This is a genomic window from Mesorhizobium sp. WSM4819, from assembly GCF_055811215.1.
The window spans coordinates 217,749-242,146 of record NZ_JBVVQO010000001.1 but is presented as its reverse complement, the minus strand read 5'-3'; the positions used below and the strand labels follow the sequence as shown (position 1 = coordinate 242,146).

18 protein-coding genes are annotated in these 24,398 nt (G+C 63.3%); 11 read left to right on the top strand and 7 right to left on the bottom strand.

What is annotated here, in order from left to right; all coding sequences use genetic code 11:
- Window positions 1–87: 87 nt before the first annotated feature.
- The 3 genes from AC0L18_RS01120 to AC0L18_RS01110 all read right to left on the bottom strand — a co-directional run bounded on the left by AC0L18_RS01120 (window position 88) and on the right by AC0L18_RS01110 (window position 3,369).
- Entirely contained in the window at window positions 88–2,412 is a 2,325-nt protein-coding gene (locus AC0L18_RS01120) for an NADP-dependent malic enzyme (RefSeq protein WP_027155125.1), read from the bottom strand.
- A 370-nt stretch (window positions 2,413–2,782) separates the two neighbouring features.
- Window positions 2,783–3,157 carry a PIN domain-containing protein gene (locus AC0L18_RS01115; RefSeq protein ID WP_473490274.1) on the bottom strand — a complete coding sequence of 125 codons (375 nt, stop codon included), beginning with the start codon at window positions 3,155–3,157 and terminating at the stop codon, window positions 2,783–2,785.
- Window positions 3,157–3,369: an AbrB/MazE/SpoVT family DNA-binding domain-containing protein gene (locus AC0L18_RS01110; RefSeq protein WP_023801115.1), complete on the bottom strand. Its 213-nt coding sequence runs from the start codon at window positions 3,367–3,369 to the stop codon at window positions 3,157–3,159. The genes AC0L18_RS01115 and AC0L18_RS01110 overlap by 1 nt, the downstream gene beginning before the upstream one ends.
- 144 nt (window positions 3,370–3,513) lie before the next feature.
- Here AC0L18_RS01110 and AC0L18_RS01105 point away from each other — a divergent pair, with 144 nt between their 5' ends.
- A complete protein-coding gene (locus tag AC0L18_RS01105; RefSeq protein WP_473490273.1) occupies window positions 3,514–4,587 on the top strand; it encodes an alpha/beta fold hydrolase in 1,074 nt (357 codons plus the stop codon).
- A 185-nt stretch (window positions 4,588–4,772) separates the two neighbouring features.
- Here AC0L18_RS01105 and AC0L18_RS01100 read toward each other — a convergent pair whose 3' ends face one another.
- Window positions 4,773–5,720, bottom strand: a complete 948-nt coding sequence (locus AC0L18_RS01100) for a LysR family transcriptional regulator (RefSeq protein WP_473490272.1) — start codon at window positions 5,718–5,720, stop codon at window positions 4,773–4,775.
- A gap of 138 nt (window positions 5,721–5,858) precedes the next feature.
- On the opposite strand from AC0L18_RS01100, the gene AC0L18_RS01095 reads away from it, so the two are divergent.
- The gene (locus AC0L18_RS01095; protein WP_473490271.1) at window positions 5,859–6,827 is read left to right on the top strand and encodes an MBL fold metallo-hydrolase; all 969 of its coding nucleotides are present in this window, start codon (window positions 5,859–5,861) and stop codon (window positions 6,825–6,827) included.
- 504 nt (window positions 6,828–7,331) lie between these two features.
- On the opposite strand, the gene AC0L18_RS01090 is transcribed toward AC0L18_RS01095, so the two are convergent.
- On the bottom strand, window positions 7,332–8,111 hold the full coding sequence (locus AC0L18_RS01090; RefSeq protein ID WP_473490270.1) for an SDR family oxidoreductase: 780 nt from the start codon (window positions 8,109–8,111) through the stop codon (window positions 7,332–7,334).
- 119 nt (window positions 8,112–8,230) lie between these two features.
- Between AC0L18_RS01090 and AC0L18_RS01085 the strand changes: the two genes are divergently transcribed.
- Complete coding sequence (locus tag AC0L18_RS01085) at window positions 8,231–9,061, top strand: UDP-2,3-diacylglucosamine diphosphatase (protein ID WP_473490269.1); 831 nt, start codon at window positions 8,231–8,233, stop codon at window positions 9,059–9,061.
- 249 nt (window positions 9,062–9,310) lie between these two features.
- On the top strand, window positions 9,311–10,528 hold the full coding sequence (locus AC0L18_RS01080; protein WP_473490268.1) for an MFS transporter: 1,218 nt from the start codon (window positions 9,311–9,313) through the stop codon (window positions 10,526–10,528).
- On the opposite strand, the gene dgcA is transcribed toward AC0L18_RS01080, so the two are convergent.
- A complete protein-coding gene (dgcA, locus tag AC0L18_RS01075; RefSeq protein WP_473490267.1) occupies window positions 10,499–11,482 on the bottom strand; it encodes an N-acetyl-D-Glu racemase DgcA in 984 nt (327 codons plus the stop codon). The genes AC0L18_RS01080 and dgcA overlap by 30 nt on opposite strands.
- Before the next feature lie 100 nt (window positions 11,483–11,582).
- Here dgcA and AC0L18_RS01070 point away from each other — a divergent pair, with 100 nt between their 5' ends.
- The 4 genes from AC0L18_RS01070 to AC0L18_RS01055 all read left to right on the top strand — a co-directional run bounded on the left by AC0L18_RS01070 (window position 11,583) and on the right by AC0L18_RS01055 (window position 15,702).
- The gene (locus AC0L18_RS01070) at window positions 11,583–12,770 is read left to right on the top strand and encodes an ABC transporter permease (RefSeq protein WP_027155114.1); all 1,188 of its coding nucleotides are present in this window, start codon (window positions 11,583–11,585) and stop codon (window positions 12,768–12,770) included.
- A gap of 1 nt (window position 12,771) precedes the next feature.
- Complete coding sequence (locus AC0L18_RS01065; RefSeq protein ID WP_473490266.1) at window positions 12,772–13,590, top strand: ABC transporter ATP-binding protein; 819 nt, start codon at window positions 12,772–12,774, stop codon at window positions 13,588–13,590.
- A gap of 14 nt (window positions 13,591–13,604) precedes the next feature.
- Window positions 13,605–14,978 (top strand): MlaD family protein, encoded by a 1,374-nt coding sequence (locus AC0L18_RS01060; protein WP_473490265.1) that lies wholly within the window; start codon window positions 13,605–13,607, stop codon window positions 14,976–14,978.
- A gap of 103 nt (window positions 14,979–15,081) precedes the next feature.
- Window positions 15,082–15,702 carry an ABC-type transport auxiliary lipoprotein family protein gene (locus tag AC0L18_RS01055; protein ID WP_473490435.1) on the top strand — a complete coding sequence of 207 codons (621 nt, stop codon included), beginning with the start codon at window positions 15,082–15,084 and terminating at the stop codon, window positions 15,700–15,702.
- 300 nt (window positions 15,703–16,002) lie between these two features.
- Here AC0L18_RS01055 and AC0L18_RS01050 read toward each other — a convergent pair whose 3' ends face one another.
- A complete protein-coding gene (locus AC0L18_RS01050) occupies window positions 16,003–22,827 on the bottom strand; it encodes an apolipoprotein A-IV repeat region-like domain-containing protein (protein ID WP_473490434.1) in 6,825 nt (2,274 codons plus the stop codon).
- Between AC0L18_RS01050 and AC0L18_RS01045 the strand changes: the two genes are divergently transcribed.
- From AC0L18_RS01045 to AC0L18_RS01035, 3 genes are all read left to right on the top strand, one after another.
- Window positions 22,792–23,265 carry a hypothetical protein gene (locus AC0L18_RS01045; protein WP_473490433.1) on the top strand — a complete coding sequence of 158 codons (474 nt, stop codon included), beginning with the start codon at window positions 22,792–22,794 and terminating at the stop codon, window positions 23,263–23,265. The two genes, AC0L18_RS01050 and AC0L18_RS01045, sit on opposite strands and share 36 nt — an antisense overlap.
- Window positions 23,266–23,482: 217 nt before the next feature.
- Complete coding sequence (locus tag AC0L18_RS01040) at window positions 23,483–23,851, top strand: Hpt domain-containing protein (RefSeq protein ID WP_027151987.1); 369 nt, start codon at window positions 23,483–23,485, stop codon at window positions 23,849–23,851.
- A 100-nt stretch (window positions 23,852–23,951) separates the two neighbouring features.
- Window positions 23,952–24,272 carry a 2Fe-2S iron-sulfur cluster-binding protein gene (locus AC0L18_RS01035; protein WP_006334837.1) on the top strand — a complete coding sequence of 107 codons (321 nt, stop codon included), beginning with the start codon at window positions 23,952–23,954 and terminating at the stop codon, window positions 24,270–24,272.
- Window positions 24,273–24,398 lie beyond the last annotated feature (126 nt).

The following is a 24,398-nucleotide window of genomic DNA, read 5'->3' as shown; positions in this document are numbered from 1 at the left end:
TTGCGAAGGCGTCTTTCTCCCCGTCACTATACGGGGAGAAATGCCCGGCAGGGCAATGAGGGGCAGCGCAGACCTGAAGCGATTGCCTTAGCCCAGAGTTACGACCGCCTGCGCCTTGTGGGCCGCTTCGACCACCGCGAGCGCCGTCATGTTGACGACGCCGCGCGACGTCACCGACGGCGTCAATATATGCGCCGGCCTGTCGGTGCCGAGCAGGATCGGGCCGACATGCAGCGCGTCCATCATCGCGCGCAGCGCAGTGAGCGTGATGTTGGCCGAATCGAGATTGGGGAAGACCAGCAGATTGGCTTCGCCCTTCAGCCGCGAATGCGGATAGACCCGCTGGCGCAGCGGCTCCGACAGAGCCGAGTCGGCATGCATCTCGCCGTCGCATTGCAGGTCCGGCGCGATGCGCGCCAGGATCGCCGCTGCCTGCCGCATCTTGAGCGCGCTTGGCGAATCGCGCGAGCCGAAATCCGAATGCGACAGCAGGGCGGCCTTGGGCTCGATGCCGAAGCGCTGGATTTCCTCGGCCGCCAGCACCGTCATCTCGGCGATCTCCTCGGCGGTCGGATCGACGGTGACATGGGTGTCGGTGAGGAAAATGATGCCGCGTTGCGAGATCAGCATGGAGAGCGTCGACAGGTCGTGATCCTTGATGCCGGCGCGCGGGCCGATGATCAGGGTGACATTGCGCAAATGCCGCTCGAACCGTCCTTCCAGGCCGCAGACCATGGCGTCGGCGTCGCCACGCTTGAGGGCAAGTGCGGCGATCACCGTGTTGTCGGTGCGCACCATGGTGCGCGCGGCCTCCGTCGTGACGCCACGCCGGCCGGCGAGCTCGATCAAAAGGTCGACATAGTGGCGATAACGCGGATCGTCCTCGGGATTGATCAGGCCGAAATCGACCCCCGGCTTGATGCGCAGCCCGTAGCGTTTCAGCCTGACTTCGATGACATGCGGGCGGCCGATCAGGATCGGCTCGGCGATGCCTTCCTCCAGCACCACCTGGGCGGCGCGCAGCACGCGCTCGTCCTCGCCGTCGGCATAGATGACGCGCTTGGCGCTCGACGTCTTGGCCATCGTGAACACCGGCTTCATGACCAGGCCGGAGCGGAAGACGAAGCGGTTGAGCGTGTCGATATAAGCCGCAAAGTCGGTGATCGGCCGTGTCGCGACGCCGGTGTCGCAGGCGGCCTTGGCCACCGCCGGCGCGATGCGCAGGATCAGCCTGGGATCGAACGGCGAGGGGATCAGGAAATCGGGCCCGAAGATCGGCGTTTCGCCGGAATAGGCGCGGGCAGCGACATCAGACGGTTCCTCGCGGGCAAGGGCTGCGATCGCCCGCACCGCAGCCATCTTCATCTCTTCGTTGATGGCGCTGGCGCCGCAGTCCAGGGCGCCACGGAAAATGTAAGGAAAACAAAGCACGTTGTTGACCTGGTTGGGAAAATCGGAACGGCCGGTGCAGATCATCGCGTCGGGTCGCGCCGCCCGTGCCGCTTCCGGCATGATCTCGGGGTTGGGGTTGGCCAAGGCCAGGATCAGCGGTTTTGGCGCCATGTGCTGGAGCAATTCCGGTTTCAGCACGCCGGCGGCCGAAAGACCCAGGAACACGTCGGCGCCCGGCAGCACATCGGCCAGCGTGCGCGCCTCGGTGTCCTTCACATAGGGGTCCTTCCAGCGGTCCATTTCGTCGACGCGGCCCTTGTAGGCGACGCCGAAACGGTCGGTGACCCAGATGTTTTCGATGCGCGCGCCGAGCAAAACCAGCAAGTTGAGGCAGGCGAGGGCCGCTGCCCCGGCGCCGGAGGTGACAATCTTGATGTCGGAGATCGTCTTGCCGGCAAATTCCAGCCCGTTGAGCACGGCGGCGGCGACGATGATCGCGGTGCCGTGCTGGTCGTCGTGGAAGACCGGTATGGCCATGCGCGCCTTCAGCCGTTCCTCGACCTCAAAGCATTCGGGCGCCTTGATGTCCTCGAGGTTGATGCCGCCGAAGGTCGGCTCCAGCGCCGAGATCGTCTCGACCATCCGCTCGATGTCAGGCGCGTCGATCTCGATGTCGAAGACGTCGATGCCGGCGAATTTCTTGAACAGCACCGCCTTGCCTTCCATCACCGGCTTGGAGGCCAGCGGGCCGATATTGCCCAAGCCGAGCACCGCCGTACCGTTGGAGACGACACCAACCAGATTGGCCCGCGCCGTGTAGTCGGCGGCGGCTGCCGGATTGTCGCGGATCTCCAGACAGGGCGCCGCGACGCCAGGCGAATAGGCAAGCGCCAGATCGCGCTGGTTGCCGAGCGGCTTTGTCGCCTGGATTTCAAGCTTTCCAGGGCGTGGGTGCTTGTGGAAATAGAGGGCGGCCTCATCGAGGTCCGACCGGGCTGCTTTTTTGTTTTCGCCTTGCATGCCGGCCGCTCCTCAGTTCAGTCCGTTTGCTGTTTTGAGTCTCTTAGCATGCAGCCGAGGCTTTTCGAGAGGTGATATGTCGCAAAGTGCGGCCTTTGGCTTCGCATCGCCGGTCCGGCCTGTGTGGTCTGCCATTGAAATGTTGGGATGACGGGCGGGGTGCTGTGACGAGCTACGCCGACATCCCAGTTTGAATGTCTGCAATGGGTGGAGAACGACCTTCACGAGCGAGCCGCGTCGAATACGAGCGCGCTTCTGTTCGCTTGGGCAAAGGAGAAAATTCTACGTGTTGACCGACGTGCCGAGTTTTCACACGCCCTCGGTCGTGAACTGCCGGAGCCGACATCACCCCGGCCCAACAATGTCAGCGCTAGATCTTTTCGATGAGGGTGACGACTGGCAGGCTCTCGAAATGCTTGTCGCAAGTCAGGAGCGTCGCGTCATGCGCCCGAGCGGTCGCGAAAATGATCGCATCTGCGGTCGCCAATTTGTCCTTCCGGCAGGCTTCGGCGGCCGCTAGGGCGATTTCCGTGTCAAGCGGGACCACCGTACAGACCTGCGTAAAGGCGATGGTCTGATCGGCTTTGTCTTCGCCTACTTCGCGAGTGAGCCATTTTGCGAGTTCCAACTGCACAATGGTCGGAACGAGCCAGTCGGCTCGCTCGGGCAGATGCTCTGCCACCTGCTCTCCAGTCGGAGAGTCTATCAGCCATTCGATCCAAGCCGAGGTATCGACGAGCACCATCAGAAACGGTCCGACCGGTCGCGATATTCCGTCGCCGAAGCGCCCTTCGCCAGCCCCTTCAGCGCTTCCCGCTTCGGCACAGGGACGAGTAGCACGCCCGTTCCCTTCGGGATGAAGGCCAAGGTCAAACCCGCTTCCCAATGCTGGGCGGTCCGGATCGCCTTGGGGATCGATATCTGGAACTTCGAGGACAGGGTTGCAGTCTCCGGCATTATAATACCCTCACTTGATCGATGCGCCAAACGTAAGACGCAATGAGGGCCAATGCAAGGAACTTACGGCCGCCGTCTAGTCTCGGATTTCGAGACAGGGCACCGCCACCTTTGCGAAACGCGATTGCGATCGGAGATATCGTCATGTCCCATTTCACCGCCTTTCCCCTTGTGCTCGCCGCAGCCATCATGGCTGCGGCTCCAGTCCCGGCAGGCGAGCCGGATCTCGTCAGGGCCGACAGGTTCGTCGAACTACCGACGGGCGAGCGCCTCTTCGTCCGGGAGGTGCGCCGTCCTGGCGCAGCGTCCGAACCCAAGTCCGCCGTCCTTTTCATCCATGGCGCACGCGTGCCCGGCGTCGCGTCCTTCGATCTGCCTGTTGCGGGCGGATCGCTTGCCGCCGACCTCGCGGCGGACGGGCACCTTGTCTATGTCCTGGATCTTCGCGGCTACGGCGCATCGAGCCGTCCTGCGGCCATGGACAGGCCGCCGGACAAGTCCGCTCCCCTGATGCGCACCGAAGACGCCGTGGCGGATATTTCCGCAGCGGTCGACGGCATCGCGAAATGGAGCGACGTTTCGAGGATCAGCCTCGTCGGCTGGGCCACCGGCGGGCATTGGGCCGGCGCCTATGCCAGCCGCTTGCCGCAGACGGTTGATCGGCTCATCCTCTACAACACCCTGTATGGAGGCTCAGACCAGCATCCCACTCTTGGCACCGGCTCGCTGCTCGAAAATCCGGATCGGCCCGGGACGTTCAATGTCCATGCGTTCGGCGATTGTCGGCTGAATACACGTCCGAGCCTGTTCACCGCCTGGGACGACAGCATCCCGGTCGCGGACAAGGCTCAGTGGCGCGATCCCGCGGTGGCCGCGGCCTATGGTGACGCGGCACTCGCCTCCGACGAGACGGCGTCGACGCGCCAGCCGCCGAGTTTCCGGTCACCGAGCGGCGCCATGGCCGACAGCTTCGAACTCGCGTTCGATCGCCGGCAATGGTCGGCGGCGGCGCTCACCATGCCGGTGCTCGTCATCCGTTCCGGACGGGATTTCTGGAGCCGACCGGAGGATGCGAAGGCAATTGTGGACGAAGCACCAAAAGCGGAACGCCTGAATATCCCGGACGCTACCCACTTCGTGCATCTCGACCGCGAGGCCGCAGGGCGCGGTGTGTTCCTCGGCGCCGTGAAGCGGTTTCTCGATCGGCAGCAGGAATGACCATGAAGGGCAGTTCATGTGTCCTGCGGGAGCAGCAGCCGCAACGGTGTCAGGTCGACCGCCTCCAGGCTTTGCGGCTACCCGACAGCTACCCACTGCGCGGTTGCGGGGCTACGCCTATCTCCGCCGCGCCACATCTCGACTCCCCGTCTCCGCCATTTCCCTGCGCGTACAAACGTCAGACTTCACTGGGCCGGCGCCGTTTCCTTGGATGTACATGCTTTTTTGTCATCGATGAACGCACCCATCGCGGCGAGGTGGTCGGCGAAGCCGGCAACGAACCGCCTAACCTTCAACTGAATGAAGCGGTTCGATGGATAGACCGCATGCACATGGTGCGGCGCATAGTGCCAGTCCGGCAGCACATGTTCGAGCAAGCCTTCGGCGATGAGCGGATTGAGTGTCACCCTGTGCCCGAGGCCGATGCCGACGCCGGACAGCAACGCTTGATGATTGAGCAGCGAATTGTCGGAGCGCATGGCCGGCCGGATTCGCACCTCGGCCTTTTCGCCGCCCGGGCCGGTGAGCGGCACGACATCGCGCTTCCTGATGTGGGCGTAAAGCAGATAATCATGGTCGGCGAGATCTTCCGGGCGTCGCGGCCGGCCTCTGCGGTCGAGATACTCTGGCGTTGCCGCAAGGCAGCGCCCGATCACCCCGAGCTTGCGCACGATCAGCCGGTCGTCATCGATGGTCCCCATACGGATCGCCACGTCGAGCCCCTCTGCGATCACATCGACGAAACTGTCGGTCAGCGCCACGTCGAGCAACAGTTCCGGATAGGCGCGCTTGAACTCGATCAGATAGCTGCCAAGCACGCCGGCGCCGAAGCTGGCCGGCGCGCCGACGGCAAGACGTCCGCACATCTTCGATTCGAGGCAGCCGACGCTGCGGTCCGCCTCCTCGATGCGCTCAATGATGTCGCGGGCGCGCTCCAGATAACGCCGGCCGGCTTCCGTCGGCGAAACATGGCGGGTCGTACGGTCAAAGAGCCGGACGCCTAGACGCGTTTCCAGTGCACGGATCTGCTGGCTGACGGCCGGCTGGCTCAAGCCCAACTCGCGCGCTGCCGCCGAGAAGCTGGCGGTATCGCAGGCGCGTACGAAGCTGGTCAGCTCGGTCAAGCGGCCCATGATGGCAACTCTCCGTCGTGATTAATAAACAAGAATAATAAGACATATAAGGAATTGGCAAGTTCAAAAAGCTGAGCCTATGGCATAGACCCGCCTTGCTCCGCCTGGAGCTCTAGATCCCAAACTGGAGACGATGCAATGCCGCTTTCCCGCCGTCATTTTCTCGCCGGTGCCGGCCTAACCGGCGGCACTCTCCTAGCCAACGTCTCCGTTCCGGCGGTGGCCCGCGCGCCGCTGGTCGACGCCGCAACGCTTGGCGGGCTGCGCCGCAACGTGGGATCGGTCCAGGTTACGGCGCTACTAGATGGCTATATCGACCTTGGTTCCGAGCTGGTCATCGGACTCGCTGAGGCCGATGCGGAGCGGCTGGCTGAGGCCAGCTTCCAGAAGCCCGGACCGCGCCGCGCACCGGTCAATGCTTATCTCATCAAGCTGGGCGACCGTCTGGTGCTCGTCGACGCCGGTACGTCGGACAGCATGGGCCCGTCACTCGGCCGACTTCCGGCCGCTATCGAGGCGGTCGGCGTCTCTCCGGACCAGATCGATACATTGCTGATTACCCACATGCATCCCGACCATATCAACGGCGTTCTGACGCCCGCCGGCCAGGCGCTGTTTCCCAATGCCGAGCTCGTCGTCACCGCCGCCGATTACGCCTTCTGGCATGACGACGCGAACATGAACCAGGCGCCGGATGGGGCAAGGCCGTTCTTCATCGGCGCCCGCCAGGCCGCCGCCGCCTATGCGAACCGCGTGCGGCAGGTGGGTGGCGAGGGCGAGGCGGTCGGCGCGATCCGCACCGTGCCGCTGCCCGGCCACACTCCGGGCCATGCCGGCTTCATCGTGGAATCGGACGGCGAAGCGCTGTTCATCTGGGGCGATGTCGTGCACATGGCGACCTACCAGTTCGCGCGCCCGGACTTGAGCATCGCCTTCGATGTCGATTCCAAGCTGGCTGCCGAAACGCGCAAGCGGACGCTCGACCGGGTCGCTGCTGACCGGATGCTGATCGCCGGCATGCATTTGCCGTTCCCCGGCATCGGCCATGTGGCGCGCGATGGCAACGCCTATCGCTTCGTGCCGGACGAATGGCCCTATGCACTGTAGCGGCGGCCGGCGCGGGAAGGGGCCATCATGGCCCCGCTGCTCAACACCACACCCGGCCCCTCGCCAGCGCAGCCGATGTCTTTGAGACTTCGGACGATAAATCGGCTCCTTTTGGTTTGGCACGGCAGAAGCCTGCTCACCTCCCTCGCGCTGCGTGAAACCGCGACGTCGCCATCGACCGTGCGTCAGCCATCAGCTCAAACTGAACCGGCCGACCACTTTTCTGGTGCACCACGATCACACGCCCGTATCTGCGGACCGACGACCAAGGTTCCGATGTTGATCTTCACGAGGTCGCATCGGTATCGTGGCGAAAGGCGCGATCTGCCTCGGCTGCCAATTATGATCTGTCGCGAAATTCAGTTCTGCACCCGACTTCTGCGACAGATATGATCCATGACGACGGCCACCTGCAAGGCCTGCTTTCAGAGCCGTCACTTCCTGACAAGAACGGCCGAGATGGATCGTCTCCCGGCGTCCCCAGCGGGTACCGAGCGTTAGGCACTAAAACGCGCTGACGTAGAGGCCGCCATCGACCGGTATGTTCTGCCCGGTCAGGTAGCCGGCATGAACCGAGCACAGGAAGGCGCAGATCTGGCCGAATTCCTCCGGCGTGCCGAGCCGCTTGGCCGGAACGTTGGCTGCTGCCTGGGCCTTGCGTGCGGCGGCGGCAGCCGGATCTTCCGGTGTGCCGGCTTCGTGCGCGGGACGCAGCCGGTCGGTGTCGAGCTTGCCCGGCAGCATGTTGTTGATCGTTACGTTGCGGTCGATCACCGTCCGCGCGACGCCGGCCAGGAACGAAGTCAGGCCGGCGCGCGCGCCGGACGACAGATCGAGGCCCGGAATGGGAACATAGACCGACAGCGAGGTGATGTTGACGATGCGGCCGAAGCCGCGCTCGGCCATGCCGTCGATCACAGCCTGAACCAGCTCGACCGGGGTCACCATGTTCTGGGTGACGCCTTCGAGGATCTTTTCGCGGTCGAGCTCGCGGAAATCGCGAAGCGGCGGTCCGCCATTGTTGTTGACGAGGATATCGGGATCGGGACAGGCGGCAAGCAGCGCCTTCTGCACCTCGGGCTTCGATACGTCGCCGACGATCTCGGTCACCTCAATGCCAAATCTTTCGCGCAGTTCGGCGGCGGTCTTGGCCAGTTGGTCGGCGTTGCGCCCGTTGACGACGAGGTCGCAGCCGGCTTCGGCCAGCGCTATGGCGCAACCGCGCCCAAGACCCTTGCTCGAAGCACAGACGATGGCCTTTTTTCCGCGAATACCGAGATCCATGGCGATTTCTCCTCTGATTTTGGTCGCAACCTACTCTTGGGGCTGGACCAATCGCAACCGTCATACGGTTGTTGCATGAATCGAGGCATAGCCTGTTCGGAAGCAACGGTGAGAATCCAATGCCTGGCGCAGAGCCCCGCACATTCCGCAGCATGTTCATCTCCGACGTCCATCTCGGATCGAAGGCGGCGAAGGCCGAGTTCCTGATCGATTTCCTGCGCCATCACGACGCCGATATCATCTATCTCGTCGGCGACATCGTCGACGGCTGGCGGCTGAGACGGAACTGGCACTGGCCGCAAAGCCACAATGACGTCATCCAGAAATTGCTGCGCAAGGCGCGCAAGGGCGCCAGCATCACCTACATCGCAGGCAATCACGACGAATTCGCGCGCCAGTTCCAGGGCGTGCATTTCGGCGGCATCGTCGTCGCCGACCGCGTCGTCCACGAGACCGCCAACGGCAAACGCTTTCTCGTCATCCATGGCGACCAGTTCGACACCGTCGTCCACAATGCGCGCTGGCTGGCCTATCTCGGCGACTACGCCTATGATGCGGCGATGCTGGTCAACCGCGTGGTGACGCGACTTCGCCAACTGCTTGGCCTGCCTTACTGGTCGTTTTCGTCCTGGGCCAAGGTCAACGTCAAGAAGGCGGTGAATTTCATCGGCTCGTTCCAGACCATGCTGACCGAGGAAGCGCGCCGCTCGCATGTCGACGGCGTGATCTGCGGCCACATCCACCATGCCGCGATCGAAAATTATGAGGACGTGCAGTACATCAACACCGGCGACTGGGTGGAGAGCTGCACCGCGGTGGTCGAGCATTTCGACGGCCAGATGGAGATCCTGCACTGGGCGCATGTCCTGCCGGAGGTTCCGGTCGGCGGCGAAGTGCTGGTGCCGATCGACATCGTCGCCATCAAGGGCAGGGCAGTCCAGGCTGCCTGACGCGATGATGCGTTCATGCATGTCGCGCAAAAGCATGCCCTCGGGCCTGACACTGGGCCTGACACGAGGGTGTGCAGCGGTTTTGCGATAACGACATGCATAAACAAGAACCTAAAGCGCGTCGCATGAGGCCGGTCAAACGCGACGCGCTTTAGCGCAGCGGTTTCATCGCTTTTTTCGCCATGTTATGGGATCGGCTTGCGTTGTTTGGCCGGCCGGTCGAATGCTGCGCCGACGGATTGCCTGCTGATGTCCTCCCTGCCGCCGCTTTCACCCGAACAACTCGTCAAGCCGCGTCAGTTCGAGCTGCGCATGGGCCTGATCTTCTTCACGCTTTTCGTGCCGCTCGGGATACATTTGCCGTACTTTCCGCTGTGGCTGCAGGCAAATGGTTTTGATGCCGAGCAGATAGCGATCATTCTCGCGGCACCGATGTTCCTGCGCGTGGTGACGACGCCATTGCTTACGGCACTGGCCGACAGGGCGAGCGACCGCGCCCATGTCTATGTCGCGCTGACGGCCGCATCGCTGGCGCTGTCCGCCGGTTATTTCCTGACACCGAGCTATGCCATGGTGCTGGCCGTTTCGCTGGCGCTCACTGTCGCCTGGACCCCGCATTCGCCGATCGCCGATTCGCTGGCGCTGTCGGGGGTGCGTCGCTTCGGCTCGAATTACGCAAACATGCGCAAATGGGGATCGATCTCCTATCTGTGCGCAAATCTTGCCGGCGGTTTTATCCTGTCGGCGACCGGCGCCCAGGCAGTTCCGGTGATCATCTTCGTGGCGTTTGGCGCCGCACTTGTCGTCGCACTGATCGCGCCGCGGCTCGGCCGTCCCCGCCGTGCCTCGCCGCTTTCGGCTGCCGACATCCAGCAGTCGGCGCCAAAACTCCTCAACGGCTATTTCCTGTATTTCTCCGTCGGCGTCGGCGTCATCACCGCCAGCCACGCGTTTTTCTACGGCTTCGTCTCGATCTACTGGAAATCGATCGGCATCGGCGACTCTGTGGTCGGGCTGCTTTGGGGTTGGGGTGTCCTGGCCGAGATCGGCATGTTCATGATCTTTACTCGGGTTTTCGGTTCCTTCTCGGTCGTATCGATCATGCTGATGGCGGGAATAGGCGCGATCGTGCGCTGGATTGCCTTTCCCTTGATCTGGCCGCTTGGCCTTGGCGTAGGTGGGTTTTTCGCAGTCCAGACGCTGCACGCGGTCTCGGTGGCGCTGGTGCTGATCGGCCTGCAGAAAATGATCGGTGAGACGGTCGCGGAGGAACGCACCGGGGCCGCGCAAGGCATCGCCTATTTCTCCAACGGGTTTTTCACCGCTGTGGTGACGCTCCTGTGCGGCCCGCTTTACGACCGCTTCGGCGTCGACGGCTTTTTTGCCATGATCCCGATCGCCCTGGTCGGCCTCGTGCTGATCGGGCTTGCGGCGCGTTCAGCCCCACAGCGCCGGATCGGGCGGTGACACCAGCGAAACTTGGTAGACAAGGCCAGGCGCACGGTCGCGGGCCAGCAGCAGCGGACCGTCGAGATCGACGAAATCGGCATCCTGGGCCAACAGCACCGCCGGCGCCATGGCCAATGACGTGCCGACCATGCAGCCGACCATGACGCCAAAACCCAGTTCGCGGGCGCGATCGCGAAGGACGAGGGCAGCGGTCAAGCCGCCGGACTTGTCGAGCTTGATGTTGACCGCATCGTAAAGGCCGACAAGCCAGGCAAGGTCTTTAGCCTCATGCAGGCTTTCATCGGCGCAGATCGGCACCGGATGGGCGATGTTGCGAAGCATGCCATCACGGCCCGCCGGCAGCGGCTGTTCGATCAGCGCGATGCCGTGCTCGGCGGCAAAGGCCAGGTTTGCAACGATGTTGTCGTCGCGCCAGCCCTCATTGGCGTCCAGGATGATGCGGCTCGCCGGTGCCGCCTCCCTGACCGCGCGAATGCGGGCCATGTCGTTGTCGCCGCCGATCTTGACCTTGAGAAGCGGGCGCAGGGCATTGGCGCGGGCCTGGGCTGCCATGGCTTCGGGCTCGCCGAGCGACAGCGTGTAAGCCGTTTCGAGCGCCCTCGGCGGCGCCGTGCAGATGCTGGAAGCCACCGGCTTGCCTGCGATCTTCGCCTCCAGGTCCCACAGCGCGCAGTCGACGGCGTTGCGCGCCGCGCCTGCCGGCATGGCGTCGAGCAGCGCGGCCCGGCTGATGCCGCCCGCAATCTGCTCCCGCATAGCCTCGATCGCATCGCGCACACCCTCGATGGTTTCGCCATAGCGTTTGTAGGGGACGCATTCGCCGCGCCCGCTCTGGCCGTCCTCGCGGATCGTCACTGTGACGACCTCGGCTTCGGTTTTCGATCCGCGCGAGATGGTGAAGGTCCCGGCGATAGGAAAGCGCTCGGACTCGACCGAAATGACACGCGCCATATTTTTCTGCTCCGGCTGTGCGACAACAAGCTTGTCGGCAAATCGACAGGTGGGTTCTGTCAGGTTAAACAGATCGGCCCGTCAGGCTAAACAGGACGCCATGTTGACGATCCGCAAACGCGACGCAAGCGGCACGACCGCCAAGGAGGCCGACCACCAGCCGCGCGTTGTGGTCGGCGAGGACGGCGGCGTCCTCGGCTGCGCTTTCTCCGGGACCTGGACGACACGCACCGTGGCGCTCGTCGATGCCGAGATGCGCAAGATCGAGCAACGCAGCGGCTTTCAGACATTGGCGCTCGACCTCTCGCATATCGAGAAGATGGACACCGCCGGGGCCTGGGTGATCGACCGTCTGGTCAGCGCCTTCGAAAAGCAGGGTGTGAAAATCACGATGCAGGGGCAAAGCGAGGTTGCCTCGATCCTGCTCGGCGCCGTCGGCGACGCCGTTCGACGCGAACCTGATTCCGGCATCGTTGGGCCGCCGAACATCGTCATTCGCGCGCTCGAGGCGGTTGGCCGCCGCGTCTATGAGATGCGTGACGATTTCCTGGCCGCGATGAACATACTGGGCGCCACGATACGCGGCGCGCAGATGAAGCTTGGCCGCGGCCATGCGGTCAATCCGGCGGCGATCTTCAACCAGATGGACCGCATGGGCGTCGGCGCCATCCCGGTGGTTGTGCTGATGTCGGCCATCGTCGGGGCGATCGTCGCCCAGCAAGGCGCCTATCAGCTCAGCTATTTCGGCGCCGATATCTTCGTCGTCGACCTTGTCGGCGTGCTGATCCTGCGCGAGCTCGGCGTGCTGATGACTGCGATCATGATCGCCGGCCGTTCGGGCAGCGCCATCACGGCTGAAATCGGCTCGATGAAAATGCGCGAGGAGGTCGACGCGCTGAAGGTCATCGGGCTCAATCCGATCGGCGTTCTGGTGTTTCCGCGGCTGGTCGCGCTGGTGATCGCACTGCCTTGCCTGACGATCATTGCCAATTTCGCCGCACTCGGCGGCGGCATACTGGCGGCATGGCTCTACTCCGACATCGCACCGGCCGCCTTCATCGACCGGCTGCGCGTTGCCATCGATCTCAGCACCATCTTTGCCGGGCTGATCAAGGCGCCGTTCATGGCCATGATCATCGGCACGATCGCCTCGGTCGAAGGCATGAAGGTCGGCGGCAGCGCCGAATCGCTCGGGCAGCACGTGACTGCTTCGGTGGTGAAGTCGATCTTCGTGGTGATTATCCTCGACGGGCTTTTCGCCATGTTCTACGCAGCGATCGAGTTCTGACATGGCGCTGCTTGGCACAAAGCCGACCACGACTACGCAAAGGGCCGACGAGGACGAGATCGTGCTTTCTGCGCACGACGTCACCGTCTCCTTCGGCGACAAGGTCATTCTCGACAAATTGTCGCTCCATATCAGGCGTGGCGAAATTCTCGGCTTCGTAGGCGCCTCCGGCGCCGGCAAGTCGGTTCTGCTGCGCACCATTCTCGGCCTGGTGCACAAGCAGTCGGGAACGATCAAGCTGTTCGGCGTCGATGTCGAAAAGGCGAGCGAGAGGGAGCGCCTTCGCATCGACATGCGCCTTGGCGTCCTCTTTCAGCACGGCGCGCTGTTTTCGGCGCTCACGGTGCTCGAAAACGTGCAGGTGCCGATGCGCGAATATCTCGATCTGCCGAAAAAGCTGATGGACGAGTTGGCGATGCTCAAGGTCGAACTGGTCGGGTTGCCGCCGGATGCGGCGCAGAAATTCCCGTCCGAGCTTTCCGGCGGCATGATCAAGCGTGCGGCGCTGGCGCGCGCGCTGGCGCTCGACCCCGAGATCGTGTTCCTGGACGAGCCGACATCCGGCCTCGATCCGATCAGCGCGGCTGAGTTCGACGAACTGGTCGTCAAGCTGCGCGATACCATGGATCTGACCGTATACATGGTCACGCACGATCTCGACACGCTGTTCACTGCTTGTGATCGGGTGGCCGTGCTCGGCAACAAGAAAGTGCTGGTCGAAGGCACGATCGACGACATGCTCAAGAGCGAGGAACCCTGGGTGAAATCCTATTTTCGCGGAAAACGTGCGCGGCAACTTGATCTTGCGGCCCGCGCGTAGCCATAAGTGGATAAATGGAAACCAGAGCCAACTACGTCATTGTCGGCATTTTCACGCTAGCCGCGATCCTGGCGGCATTCGCGTTCGTCTATTGGACTGCCGCGATCGGCGACAGGGGTGAGACGGCGATGCTGCGGGTGCGCATTCCGGGATCGGCTTCCGGCCTCGGCCGCGGCAGTTTCGTGCTGTTCAACGGCGTCAGGGTCGGGGATGTCAGGCGCGTCTATATCGACCCCGCCAATCCGAACGACGCCATAGCCGAAGCCGAAGTAGGCCGCACGACGCCGATCACCAAATCGACGCAGGCCGATATCGGGATCGTCAGCCTCGCCGGCCAAGCGAGTATCGAGCTCAGGGGCGCTGACCCCAAGGAAGTCAACCTTCTCGACCAGGCGGAGCAGGAGGGCCGCGTCGCCGAGATCGTCGCCAACCCGTCGGCGGTCACCAACCTGTTGCAGACGGCGCAGAACATCTTCACCCGCGCCGATACGGTTCTCTCCCAGCTCGAAGGCTTCACCAGCGACGTTCGCGGGCCGCTGACGCAGACCGTCAACAATGTGCAGACCTTCTCCGATGCGCTGGCCAAGAACTCTGACGGCATCGACAAATTCCTCGCCAGCGTCAGTTCGCTGTGGGAGGAACTGAGGGGCGTCTCGGGCAAGCTTGACGGCACGCTGAAGGCGGCGGAAGGGCTGCTCAACGCCGTCGACAAGGATCAGATCAAGAGTATTGTCGCCAATGTCGATACGGTGACCGAGAACCTGAAGGAAACCAGCAAGCAGTTCGACACGGTCGTCAGGAATGTCGACACCGCGGTGGGGTCGATCAACGATTTCGCCCAAAGGACGCAAGGCACGCTGGCCAAGGTCGACGGCGTTCTCGACGGCATCGATCCGGCACAGGTCCGCACCGCGCTGGCCAACATCCAGAAGGCCAGCGAAAACGCTAACGAGGCTGCCGCCGACATCGCCAAGGTGACCAACAAATTCGCCAACCGGGCCGACGATATCGACCAGACGATCAAGGATGCGCAGCAGCTCGCGGAGCGCCTCAACGACGCTTCGGTGCGTGTCGACGGCATCCTCGTCAAGGTCGATACATTGCTCGGCTCAGGCCAGGCCGACGGCATGATAGCCGATGCCAGGAATACCCTGAAATCGTTCAAGCAGGTCGCCGACACGCTGAACGCCCGCCTCGGCACCATCACCGACAATCTGGCGCGATTCTCCGGCCAGGGCCTGCAGGACGTCGAAGCGCTGGTCCAGGACAGCCGTCGTTCGATCAACCGCATCGAAGAGGCGGTGACGGATCTCAGCCGCAATCCGCAGCGAATCCTGTCAGGCGGCGAAGGTGAGGTTCGGCAATTCGATGGCAGGGTGCGGCGTTGACTTCGGCTTTCGCCGGCCCCAATAGGCAAGTACGCTGCGGGTGCGATTTGCTCATTCGATTCGGGGACAACGGGGATCGCGTGTGAAGTCGGTCGTGCTTAAATTGGGCGTGCTTAGATTGGGCGGGGTGAAAGCGGGCGGGCCCACTGCGGGTGTGGCATTGCTTGCGCTTTCGCTGGCCGGCTGCGCGTTTTTGCCGGGCGGCGGGCCGGCGCCCCTGGACACATTCGAACTGTCGGCGCCGTCGCTCGATGCGCGCGGCCGCGGCCGCCAACAAATCCTCATCGCCCAGCCTTCGGCGCTCAAGGCGCTGGACAGCCAGAACATCGTCATCAAGCCGTCGGTGCGCTCGATCCAGTACCTCAAGGGAGCGCAATGGGCCGACCGGCTGCCGCTGATCGTGCAGGCGCGGCTGGCCGAGACATTCCAGCGCTCGGGCAGTTTCGCCGGCGTCGGCAAGCCGGGCGAGGGCCTGGCGATCGACTATCAGGTGATCGTCGAGGTCCGTTCCTTCGAGGTCCGCGTCGACGGCGGCCAACACGCCGAGGTCGAGCTGTTCGTGCGGATATTGAACGACCGCAATGGCGAGGTGCGCGCCTCCAAGAGCTTCAACGCGACCGCGCCCGTCTCGGGCAGCGGCAACCAGGCCTATGTCGATGCGCTCGACAGGGCGTTCGGCGATGCCGCCAAGGACATCGTCCGCTGGACCGATTCGGTGATCTGACCACAGCCGTACACTCAATTGTCGCAGCCGGAGCCGCCCCTCATCCGCCTGCCGGCACCTTCTCCCCGTATAGTGACGGGGAGAATGGGTCGGCTGCAACCTCGGCACCCTTTCTGCAACGCTGAAGATTGGCGAAATCCTCGGTGAAGGCGTCCTTCTCCCCGTCACTATACGGGGAGAGTGCCCCGGCAGGGCAATGAGGGGCGGCGCCAACGCCGGTGACGATGTGAAATTCAAAGCCGAAGCGATTGCTCTAAAAGGCGGGAATTTCCCGCCTTTTTCCGTTCGCTTATCGTCTGATCAATGCAGGCGGCCACTGGCGTGGGCTAGCATTGTATAGACCTTGCCGGTGTCCGACGTCAGGTAGGTCTGCGCCATCATGTTGTCGCGGTCGTTGCGCGAGACGTCCTTGAGCAGCTTTTCGAAGTCGTCGCAGTAACGGTCGACGGCGGCGCGGAATTCCACCTCCGTCTGATATTTGCGCCGGATCTCGTCGAACGTCTGCTGTCCCTTCAGCGTGTAGAGACGTCGGGTAAACACGTCACGCTCGCCGCTCCGGTAGCGGTTCCACAGTTCGATCGAGGCGTCGTGATCGATAGCGCGGGCGATGTCGACGGAAAGCGAGTTGAGCGACTCCACGACATGAAGCGGCGAGCGCTGGGCAGTGGCTGCCGAGCGTGGCGCTTCCGAAGGTGCTGCTGGCTTGGCGGCCTCTTCGCGCGATGCCCCGGTCAAGAGATCGCGCACCCAGCCGCCCTGCGGCGCGCGGCCATTAGGGTCGCGCTGGCGCGGCGCCGTCTCCGGCGGCCGTTCCAGGTCGCCGCGCAGTGCGGTGTCACCCGATGGCGCCTGCGGGGCAAGAGGTTCCGCGGCCGGAGGCCGGCGCAGCGGCTCAGTGGCGCGCGGGGCAGGCGCCTGTTGTGCCGGGCGCAGGTTGCGCGGCTCCGAGGAGTCGGTGCTGCGGCCAGATTTCGCAACGATATCAGAGAGTTCCTTCAGGGCGTTGATCTGCTCGGAAACGGCACGGCGGATGGCCGTGGTCGATTCCTTTGCCTCTTCCGGCATCTCGATGACACCCTTCTTGAGCTCGGCGCGGGTAAGGTCGAGCTCGCTCTTGATCGAGCTGGCGGTGCGTCGCATCTCCTCGGTCGCGTCGGCAAAGCGCTTGGTTGCCGAATCGACGACGTCGGCAATGGAGGTACGGATCTTGTCCGCCGACTCCAGCGTCTTGCCTTCGGCGTTCTGCAACGTCTGGCCGACCAGATCCTCGAACGAGCGCATGACTTTTTCGAGATCCTCCGACTTCTTGACCAGGCCGACGGCGAGGTCCTCCAGCGACGACTGCCTTTCCAGCGTGTGTTCGAGGTTGCTCTGGGCCGAGCTCAACAGGTCCGAAGCACTCGACAGCAATCGGCTGTGCTCGTCGAACTTGGTGGCGATCGAGGCAACCTCGCGCAAGGTCGAGGACGACAGCTCGGTAAGCCGTGTCGTGTTCGAATCGACCAGACGCGCCGAGCTGGCGAAAGTCTGCGCGGCTTTTTCCGTTGTCGCCGCAAAGCTTTGCGTGCTGCCGGTCAGGCGTTCGTCGACCTGGCCGAGATTGGCCGCCGCCTGTTCGATGAGCTGGCCGAGCTGTGCGCTCGAGGTGCTCATGCGGCCGATGAGGTCGGCGACGCTGTCGGCGAGCGTCGAGCGCGCCCCTTCGACGGCCGACAATGTTTCGGCCGTGCGGCTGGCGAGCGCGTCGACCAAGGCGGCGTTTTCGCTGCGCAGCTTCTCGGTGGCGCGTTCGGTCACCTCTTCCATGCTCTTTTGCAGTTCCGAGCCGCCGTGGGCGAAGCGCTCGACCAGGGGCCGAGCCGTTTCATCGAGGATTTTCGAGATCTCGGCCGAACGTGCCGCAAGCATGGTGTTGAGTTCGCGGGTGTTGGTGCCGATGGTCTTGGCGGCGTCGTTGGTGCTCTGGCCGATATGCTGGCCGACCGCAGTGAAGGTTTCGGCGATCGAGTTGGCGCGCGAAATGAGCTGCGCCTCGGCGGTCGAAACCTGCTCGTTGAGCTTCTGGCCTATCGTTTCGGTGGTGTTGACCAGACGGTTTTCGACGCCGGCAACCTGTTCCTCGACGCGAGCCGCCGCGGCCGCCGCGCTGGAGGCCAGGCGCTCGTCGGCGCCGGCGAGCGCCTGCTCGATCTCACGGGCGTGGACGGCCAGGTCCTGCCCGGTCTGCTTTGCACGTTCGGCAACCCGCTGCTCGGTGCTGGCGAAGGCCCCGACGATGTTGTCGGCATGCTCTCCGATCGTCGACGTGCTGTCGGCGATACGCGACACCAGGCGGTGATCCGCCTCATCGAAGATGTGGCCGATCTCGGACGCGCGGGCCGACAGCGCTTCCGAACCTTCGGCGATGCGCGAGATCAGCTGCTGGTCGGCGGCATCGAAAATGCGGCCGAGGTCCGATGCGCGCGTTGCGAGCGCTTCGGCCGATTCGCCGATGCGCACGCTGAGCCGTTCGTCGGCGCCTTCGAAATTGCGCAGGATGTCGCCGGCGCGTTCCGCCAGCGACTGCGCCGTTTCGACCGCGCGGGCAACCAGCTTCTGGTCCGCCGCATCGAATGTACCGGCGATCTCGCTGGCACGGGCAGCCAGCTGGTCGGCCGTTTCCTGGGCGCGCGCCAGCAACGAGTTCGAGGTGTCGTCGACGCGGGCCATGATTGCGCTCGATGCACCCTCCGCCCGGGCAACGAGCGCGCTCGACGTGTCTTCGGCACGTGCGGCGAGGCGGCGATCCGCTTCCTCGAAGGTGCGTGCGATATCCTCCGCCCTGGCGAGCAGGGCAGCAGAGGTCTGCTCCGCCCGTTCGGCGATCTTGCGATCGGCGTCACTGAAAGCCGCGCCTGCCTGCTCATGCAGTGCGCTGGTAACTTCCATGACCTTTTCGCGCAGCGCTCCGGCAACGAAGACGGCGCTCTTTTCGAGCACGTTGCGGACGTTGTCGACGCCGGTCGACAGCGCGCGCTCCATGGTCCCGGCACGCTCCTCGATGATGCCGGTCTGGCGGCTGAACGCCTGCTCGATCTTTTCGACGTCGGCGGCAATGGCGTCCGAGATGTCGGTGCTCCTGGCGGCGATCTGGTCGATATGGCCGGACAGGGAACGGTCGACTTCCTTGCGCGTGTCGGCGAGCTTGGAGAGGTCGTCCTCCAGCGCACGGGTCAGCGCGTCGCGGCCTTCGGTCAGCTTGCCGACGTGCCCGGCGATGATGTCGTCTATGTCGCTGCGGCTGGCTGCTATTTTCTGCAGGTCTGCTTCCAGCGCACGTCTGAGGATGTCGCGGCCTTCGGCCAGCTTCTCGACCTGGCCGGAAACCAGCCCGTCGATGCTCGACCGGCCTTCCGCCAGCTTGGCGAGATCATCTTCGAGCGCCTTGGACAGGATCGAGCGGTCCTGGATGAGCTTCTCGGCGTGGCTGTTCACAAGACCGTTGACGCTGCCGAGGTCGGCCTCCAGCGCCCGCGCAAACTCTGCGCGATTGTCGGTCAGCTGCTGAGACTGGTCGGCGACGACACCCTTGATGGTGTTGAGGTCTGCTTCCAGCGCACGTCTGAGGATGTCGCGGCCTTCGGCCAGCTTCTCAACCTGGCCGGAAACCAGCCCGTCGATGCTCGACCGACTTTCCGCCAACTTGGCAAGATCGTCTTCGAGCGCCTTGGACAGGATCGAGCGGTCCTGGATGAGCTTCTCGGCGTGGCTGTTCACAAGACCATTGACACCGCCGAGATCGGCCTCCAGCGCCCGCGCGAACTCTGCGCGATTGTCGGTCAGCTGCTGAGACTGATCGGCGACGACACCCTTGATGGTATTGAGGTCGGCTTCCAATGCGCGTCTGAGCAGGTCGCGGCCTTCGGCCAGCTTCTCGACCTGGCCGGCAACCAGCCCGTCGATGCTCGACCGGCTTTCCGCCAATTTGGCGAGATCGTCTTCAAGCGCCTGGGACAGGGTCGAGCGGTCTTCCACAAGCTTTTCCGACTGGTCCGATATAACGCTTTTGATCGTGTTGAGATCGGATTCGAGCGCGCGCTTGAGAATGTCGCGACCCTCGGCCAGTTTCTCGACCTGCCCGGTAACCAGCCCATCGATGCTCGACCGGCTTTCCGCCAATTTGGCGAGATCGTCTTCGAGCGCCTGGGACAGGGTCGAGCGATCTGCGGCGAGCCTGTTCATGTGATCGGAGATCAGGCCGTTCACGCTCTGCAGGTCGGTTTCCAACGCCTTCGAGAGATGATCACGGTCTTCCGCCAGCTTTTCGGACTGGCCTGATAGGACCTCCTTGATCGTGTTGAGATCGGATTCGAGCGCGCGCTTGAGGATGTCGCGGCCTTCGGCCAGTTTCTCGACCTGGCCGGCAACCAGCCCGTCGATGCTCGATCGGCTTTCCGCCAGCTTGGCGAGATCGTCTTCGAGCGCCTTCGACAGGATTGAACGGTCCTCGGCGAGCCTGTTCATGTGATCGGAGACAAGGCCATTCACGCCCTGCAGGTCGGTTTCCAACGCTCGCGCCAGTTGACCACGATCTTCCGCCAGCTTTTCGGACTGGTCTGATAGAACGCTTTTGATCGTGTTGAGATCGGATTCGAGCGCGCGCTTGAGAATGTCGCGACCTTCGGCCAGTTTCTCGACCTGGCCGGTGACCAGCCCATCGATGCTCGACCGGCTTTCGGCCAGCTTGGCGAGATCGTCTTCGAGCGCCTTCGACAGGATTGAACGGTCCTCGGAGAGCCGGTTCATGTGATCGGAGATAAGGCCATTCACGCTCTGCAGGTCGGTTTCCAACGCCTTCGAGAGCTGACCACGGTCTTCCGCCAGCTTTTCGGACTGGCCTGATATGACCTCCTTGATCGTGTTGAGATCGGATTCGAGCGCGCGCTTGAGGATGTTGCGGCCTTCGGCCAGCTTCTCGACCTGACCGGCGACCAGCCCGTCGATGCTCGACCGGCTTTCCGCCAATTTGGCAAGGTCTGCCTCGAGCGTTTGCGAAAGCAGGCTGCGATCGTCGGCGAGCCTGCCCGAATGGTCCTCGATCAGGCCTCGGATGCCCGACAGGTCGTCTTGGAGCGAACGCGAAAGCTCGCTGCGGTCTTCCGCCAGTTTGGCGGAATGGGTCTCGATGAGACCCTTGATGCCGACAACGTCGGTTTCCAACGCCTTGGCGAGCAAGGCGCGACCTTCGGCGATCTTCTCGACCTGGCCAGCGACCAGGCCGTCGATGCTGGCGCGACTGTCGGCCAGCTTGCCGAGATCGGCATCGAGAGCGCGTGAAAGGATGCTGCGGCCTTCGGCAAGCTTGCCAACATGGCCGGCAACCATTTCGTCAATGATCGTGCGGGCTTGTACAAGTTTTCCAGAGTCTTCGTTCAAGGCCTGCGAAAGCCTGTTGCGGCCCTCTTCGAGCCGTTCGAGATGGCTGCCGAGCGACGCATCGATGGCGGCGCGCGACTCGTTGACCTTGCGCAGATCCTCCTCGAGGGCGCGCGAGATCAGGTTGCGGCCTTCGGAAAGCTTCTGCACCTGGTCGGTGACAGCCGCGTCGATGCCGGCGCGGCTTTCGGCGAATTTCTCCAGATCGGCCTGCATGGCCGCCGTCATGTGTTCGCGGCTTTCGGAAAGCTTGCGGCTGTGGTTCTCGACAGCCTCCTCGATGCCGACGCGGGCATCGGCAAGCCGCTGGATGTCGGCGTCGAAGGCGCGCGACACCACATGACGGGCCGCTTCCATGCGGCCGGCGAAATCGCCGGCGCGTGCTTCGAGCATCGACGAGGTCGACGAAACGATATCGGCCATGTCGGCGCCGATCTGGGTCTTGCCCTGATCGATCATCGCCGAAAGCGTCTCCTTGCTCTCCTGGAAGGTATGGGCGATTTCGCGCGCGCGCTCGACCAGGGTCTCGTTGATCTGGCGTGCGCGGGCCTCGAGCGCGGCGTTGAGCTTTTGGGTGCCGGTGTCCAGCGCATCGGCGCGGGTCTGGAACTCACTGATCAGCACCTGGCCGCGTTCGGCCAGTGTCCGCTCGATGCCGTCAAGGCTGGCTTCAAATTCGGAGTTGAGCGTGCGTGCGGCGCCGCCGAGCAGCGACACCATGCCGGAGGTCCGATCGTCGAGCAGATCGGTCAGAGACCGGGTGAGGCCGTCGGTCGTCTCCGTCAGCTTGGCAATGCGTGTGTCGAGAAGGCTGGCGAAGGCTTCGCCGGAGGTCGACAGCCGGTCAGTGATGGATTCGAGCCGGCCTTCCACCGAATCGAAGATAGACAGCGAGCTTTGGTTGATCCTGTCGATCAACGTGTCGCCGGAATTGGTGATGGTCATCGACAAGTTGGTCGAGGCGTTGAGGATGCTGTCGCGAATGATGTCACTGGCAGCCCCGATTTCGTCCTTCAGCGTCTCATGCGCGCCGGTGATCGAGGCGCGCACGCGTTCGGCGTGGGTGACCACCGCTTCGCGCTCGCTGCCCAGCCCGTCGACAAGCGAGCGGATGCGGGATTCATTCTCCGAATAGGAGCGCTCGATCTGGTTGACCTCGCTGTGGACCAGGGTTTCGAGCTCGACGGCACGTGCAAGCGTGCGCTCGATGCCTTCACCCATGGCCGCAACCTCGCGGCGCACGGCTTGCCCGATCATCATGACGCGATCCTGGGCGATTTGCTCCGGCTCGGTCAGGCGGAAAGCCACTTCCGTCATCGACTGAGCGGCGATGCGCATCTCCTGCGCGCGGCGGATCATGGCTGCAAACGCCCAGAACAGGAGGACGGGCAGGATCGCAGCGATTGCCAGGCCAATCAGTTCGGGACGGGCGAAAAACTGGCCGGGCGTGCGGATTTGCCAAATGCCTGGGCCAAACAGCAGGTTTGCCAATGCACCGGCGCCCGCGACCCAGGCGAGCGAAACGAGCGCCACGACCCAGTAGATCGTGTTCGAGGCACGCCGATTGAGGGTGTGCAGCAGCGTCTTGTAATCTTTTTGACGAGGATCGTTGGCCGGCGTGAAGCCGGCCGACTGCGTGCCATTGCGCGTTTCAACGGGGCGCGTTTCAACAGGGTGCGTCTCAAAAGGGCGCGTTTCAACGGGGCGCAGCTCAGCAGGGCGCGGTTCAGCCGGCCTGGCGTTTGCCGCTTCTCTCTGGTCCTGGGCGTTCTGGTCCTGATTGGCGGCAAGCTCGGCATTCTGGCTCTGGTTGACGACAGGCTCGGCATTCTGATTCTGGTTGGCGACAGGCTCCGCATCCTGGTTCTGGTTGGCGACAGCCTCGGCATCCTGGTCACGGCCCTCGCGTGCCAACTCGTCGGCGGCCTGCGATATCTGCGCTTCCAGATCCTCCATCGACGCGGCGATGTCGAGGTCGCCGCCGGCATCGCCGTTCAGATCGATTTCAAGTGCTTTTTCGAGTTCCCTGGCTACGTCGCTGTCGAGCGTTCTTGTCGTCGTTGTTTTCTTCGCCATGCCTTCGCTACCCTGTACAAGCTGCCGCGGGACTTGTTGATTTTGCTTTTCGTGTCCCACGCAAGAGGCTGAAAATGGACCTTTCGTATCGTAATGACACACCGGGGTAAAGAAAACATGCATTCGGTGCGATACGTAAAACTTTAAATATAAGGTTAACAGAACTGTGATTCCGGCGCCGCTATCGCAACATTTTTCCGGGCCAATCATTAACCCGTCGTCCACAGGATGGGCCTATTTTTTGGCGGCTGCCTATTTTTGGCGGCTGGAAGAACGGAGTTGCAGAGTCATGCGCGGCGAAAACGGCATTGCCTTCTCGATGCCCGGCGGCGATGTGTCGGGAACGGCCGGGTCGCGGCCTGTGGACCTGGCGCATCTGGCGCGCCAGACGATGGGCGACCGCAGCCTCGAACAGGAGGTGCTGGCGCTGTTCGTGCAGCAGGCATTGTCGGTTCGCGACAGGATCGTCGACGCCGATGTGAAGCAAAGACTGCTCCTGGCGCACGGGCTGAAAGGCTCGGCGCGCGGCGTCGGCGCCTTCGCTGTTGCCGATTGCGCCGGCGCGATCGAACTTCAACCTGAAGATACCAATACCCTCAAGCGGCTTGGCTCCCTGATCGAAGAAGTCCGCGATTTCGTCGCCGCCATCAGCCGTTAAACCCATTTCCGAAAAAAACGGCATAGGGCGACGCTTTCGCGCCGCAGTTGACTTGTCTGCGGGAGTGATTATCTCGGCTGGGACTCCCTTCAGGTGACAAATGACCAAGCTGACCTTCATCGCCCATGATGGCACACATTTTGACGTGGATGCCGAAAACGGCTCGACCGTCATGGAGAACGCGATCCGCAACGCCGTGCCGGGGATCGAGGCCGAATGCGGCGGCGCTTGCGCCTGCGCGACCTGCCATGTCTATGTCGATGAGGCGTGGACGGCCGAGGTCGGCGAGCCGGAAGCGATGGAAGAGGACATGCTGGACTTCGCCTACGACGTCCAGCCGAACTCACGGCTCTCCTGTCAGATCAAGGTGCGCGACGCTCTCGACGGCCTGGTTGTGCGCGTGCCCGCCCGCCAGGGCTGAAGCGTGGAGGCTTAAGCGGGGGATATAGCCGATTTTTCCGGCGCCGGCTTGGCAGCGGGCCAATGGTCATGCAGTGTCGCGCCGTTCTCTACAGCGCCGCACGATCCCTGGACCACGCAAAGCACG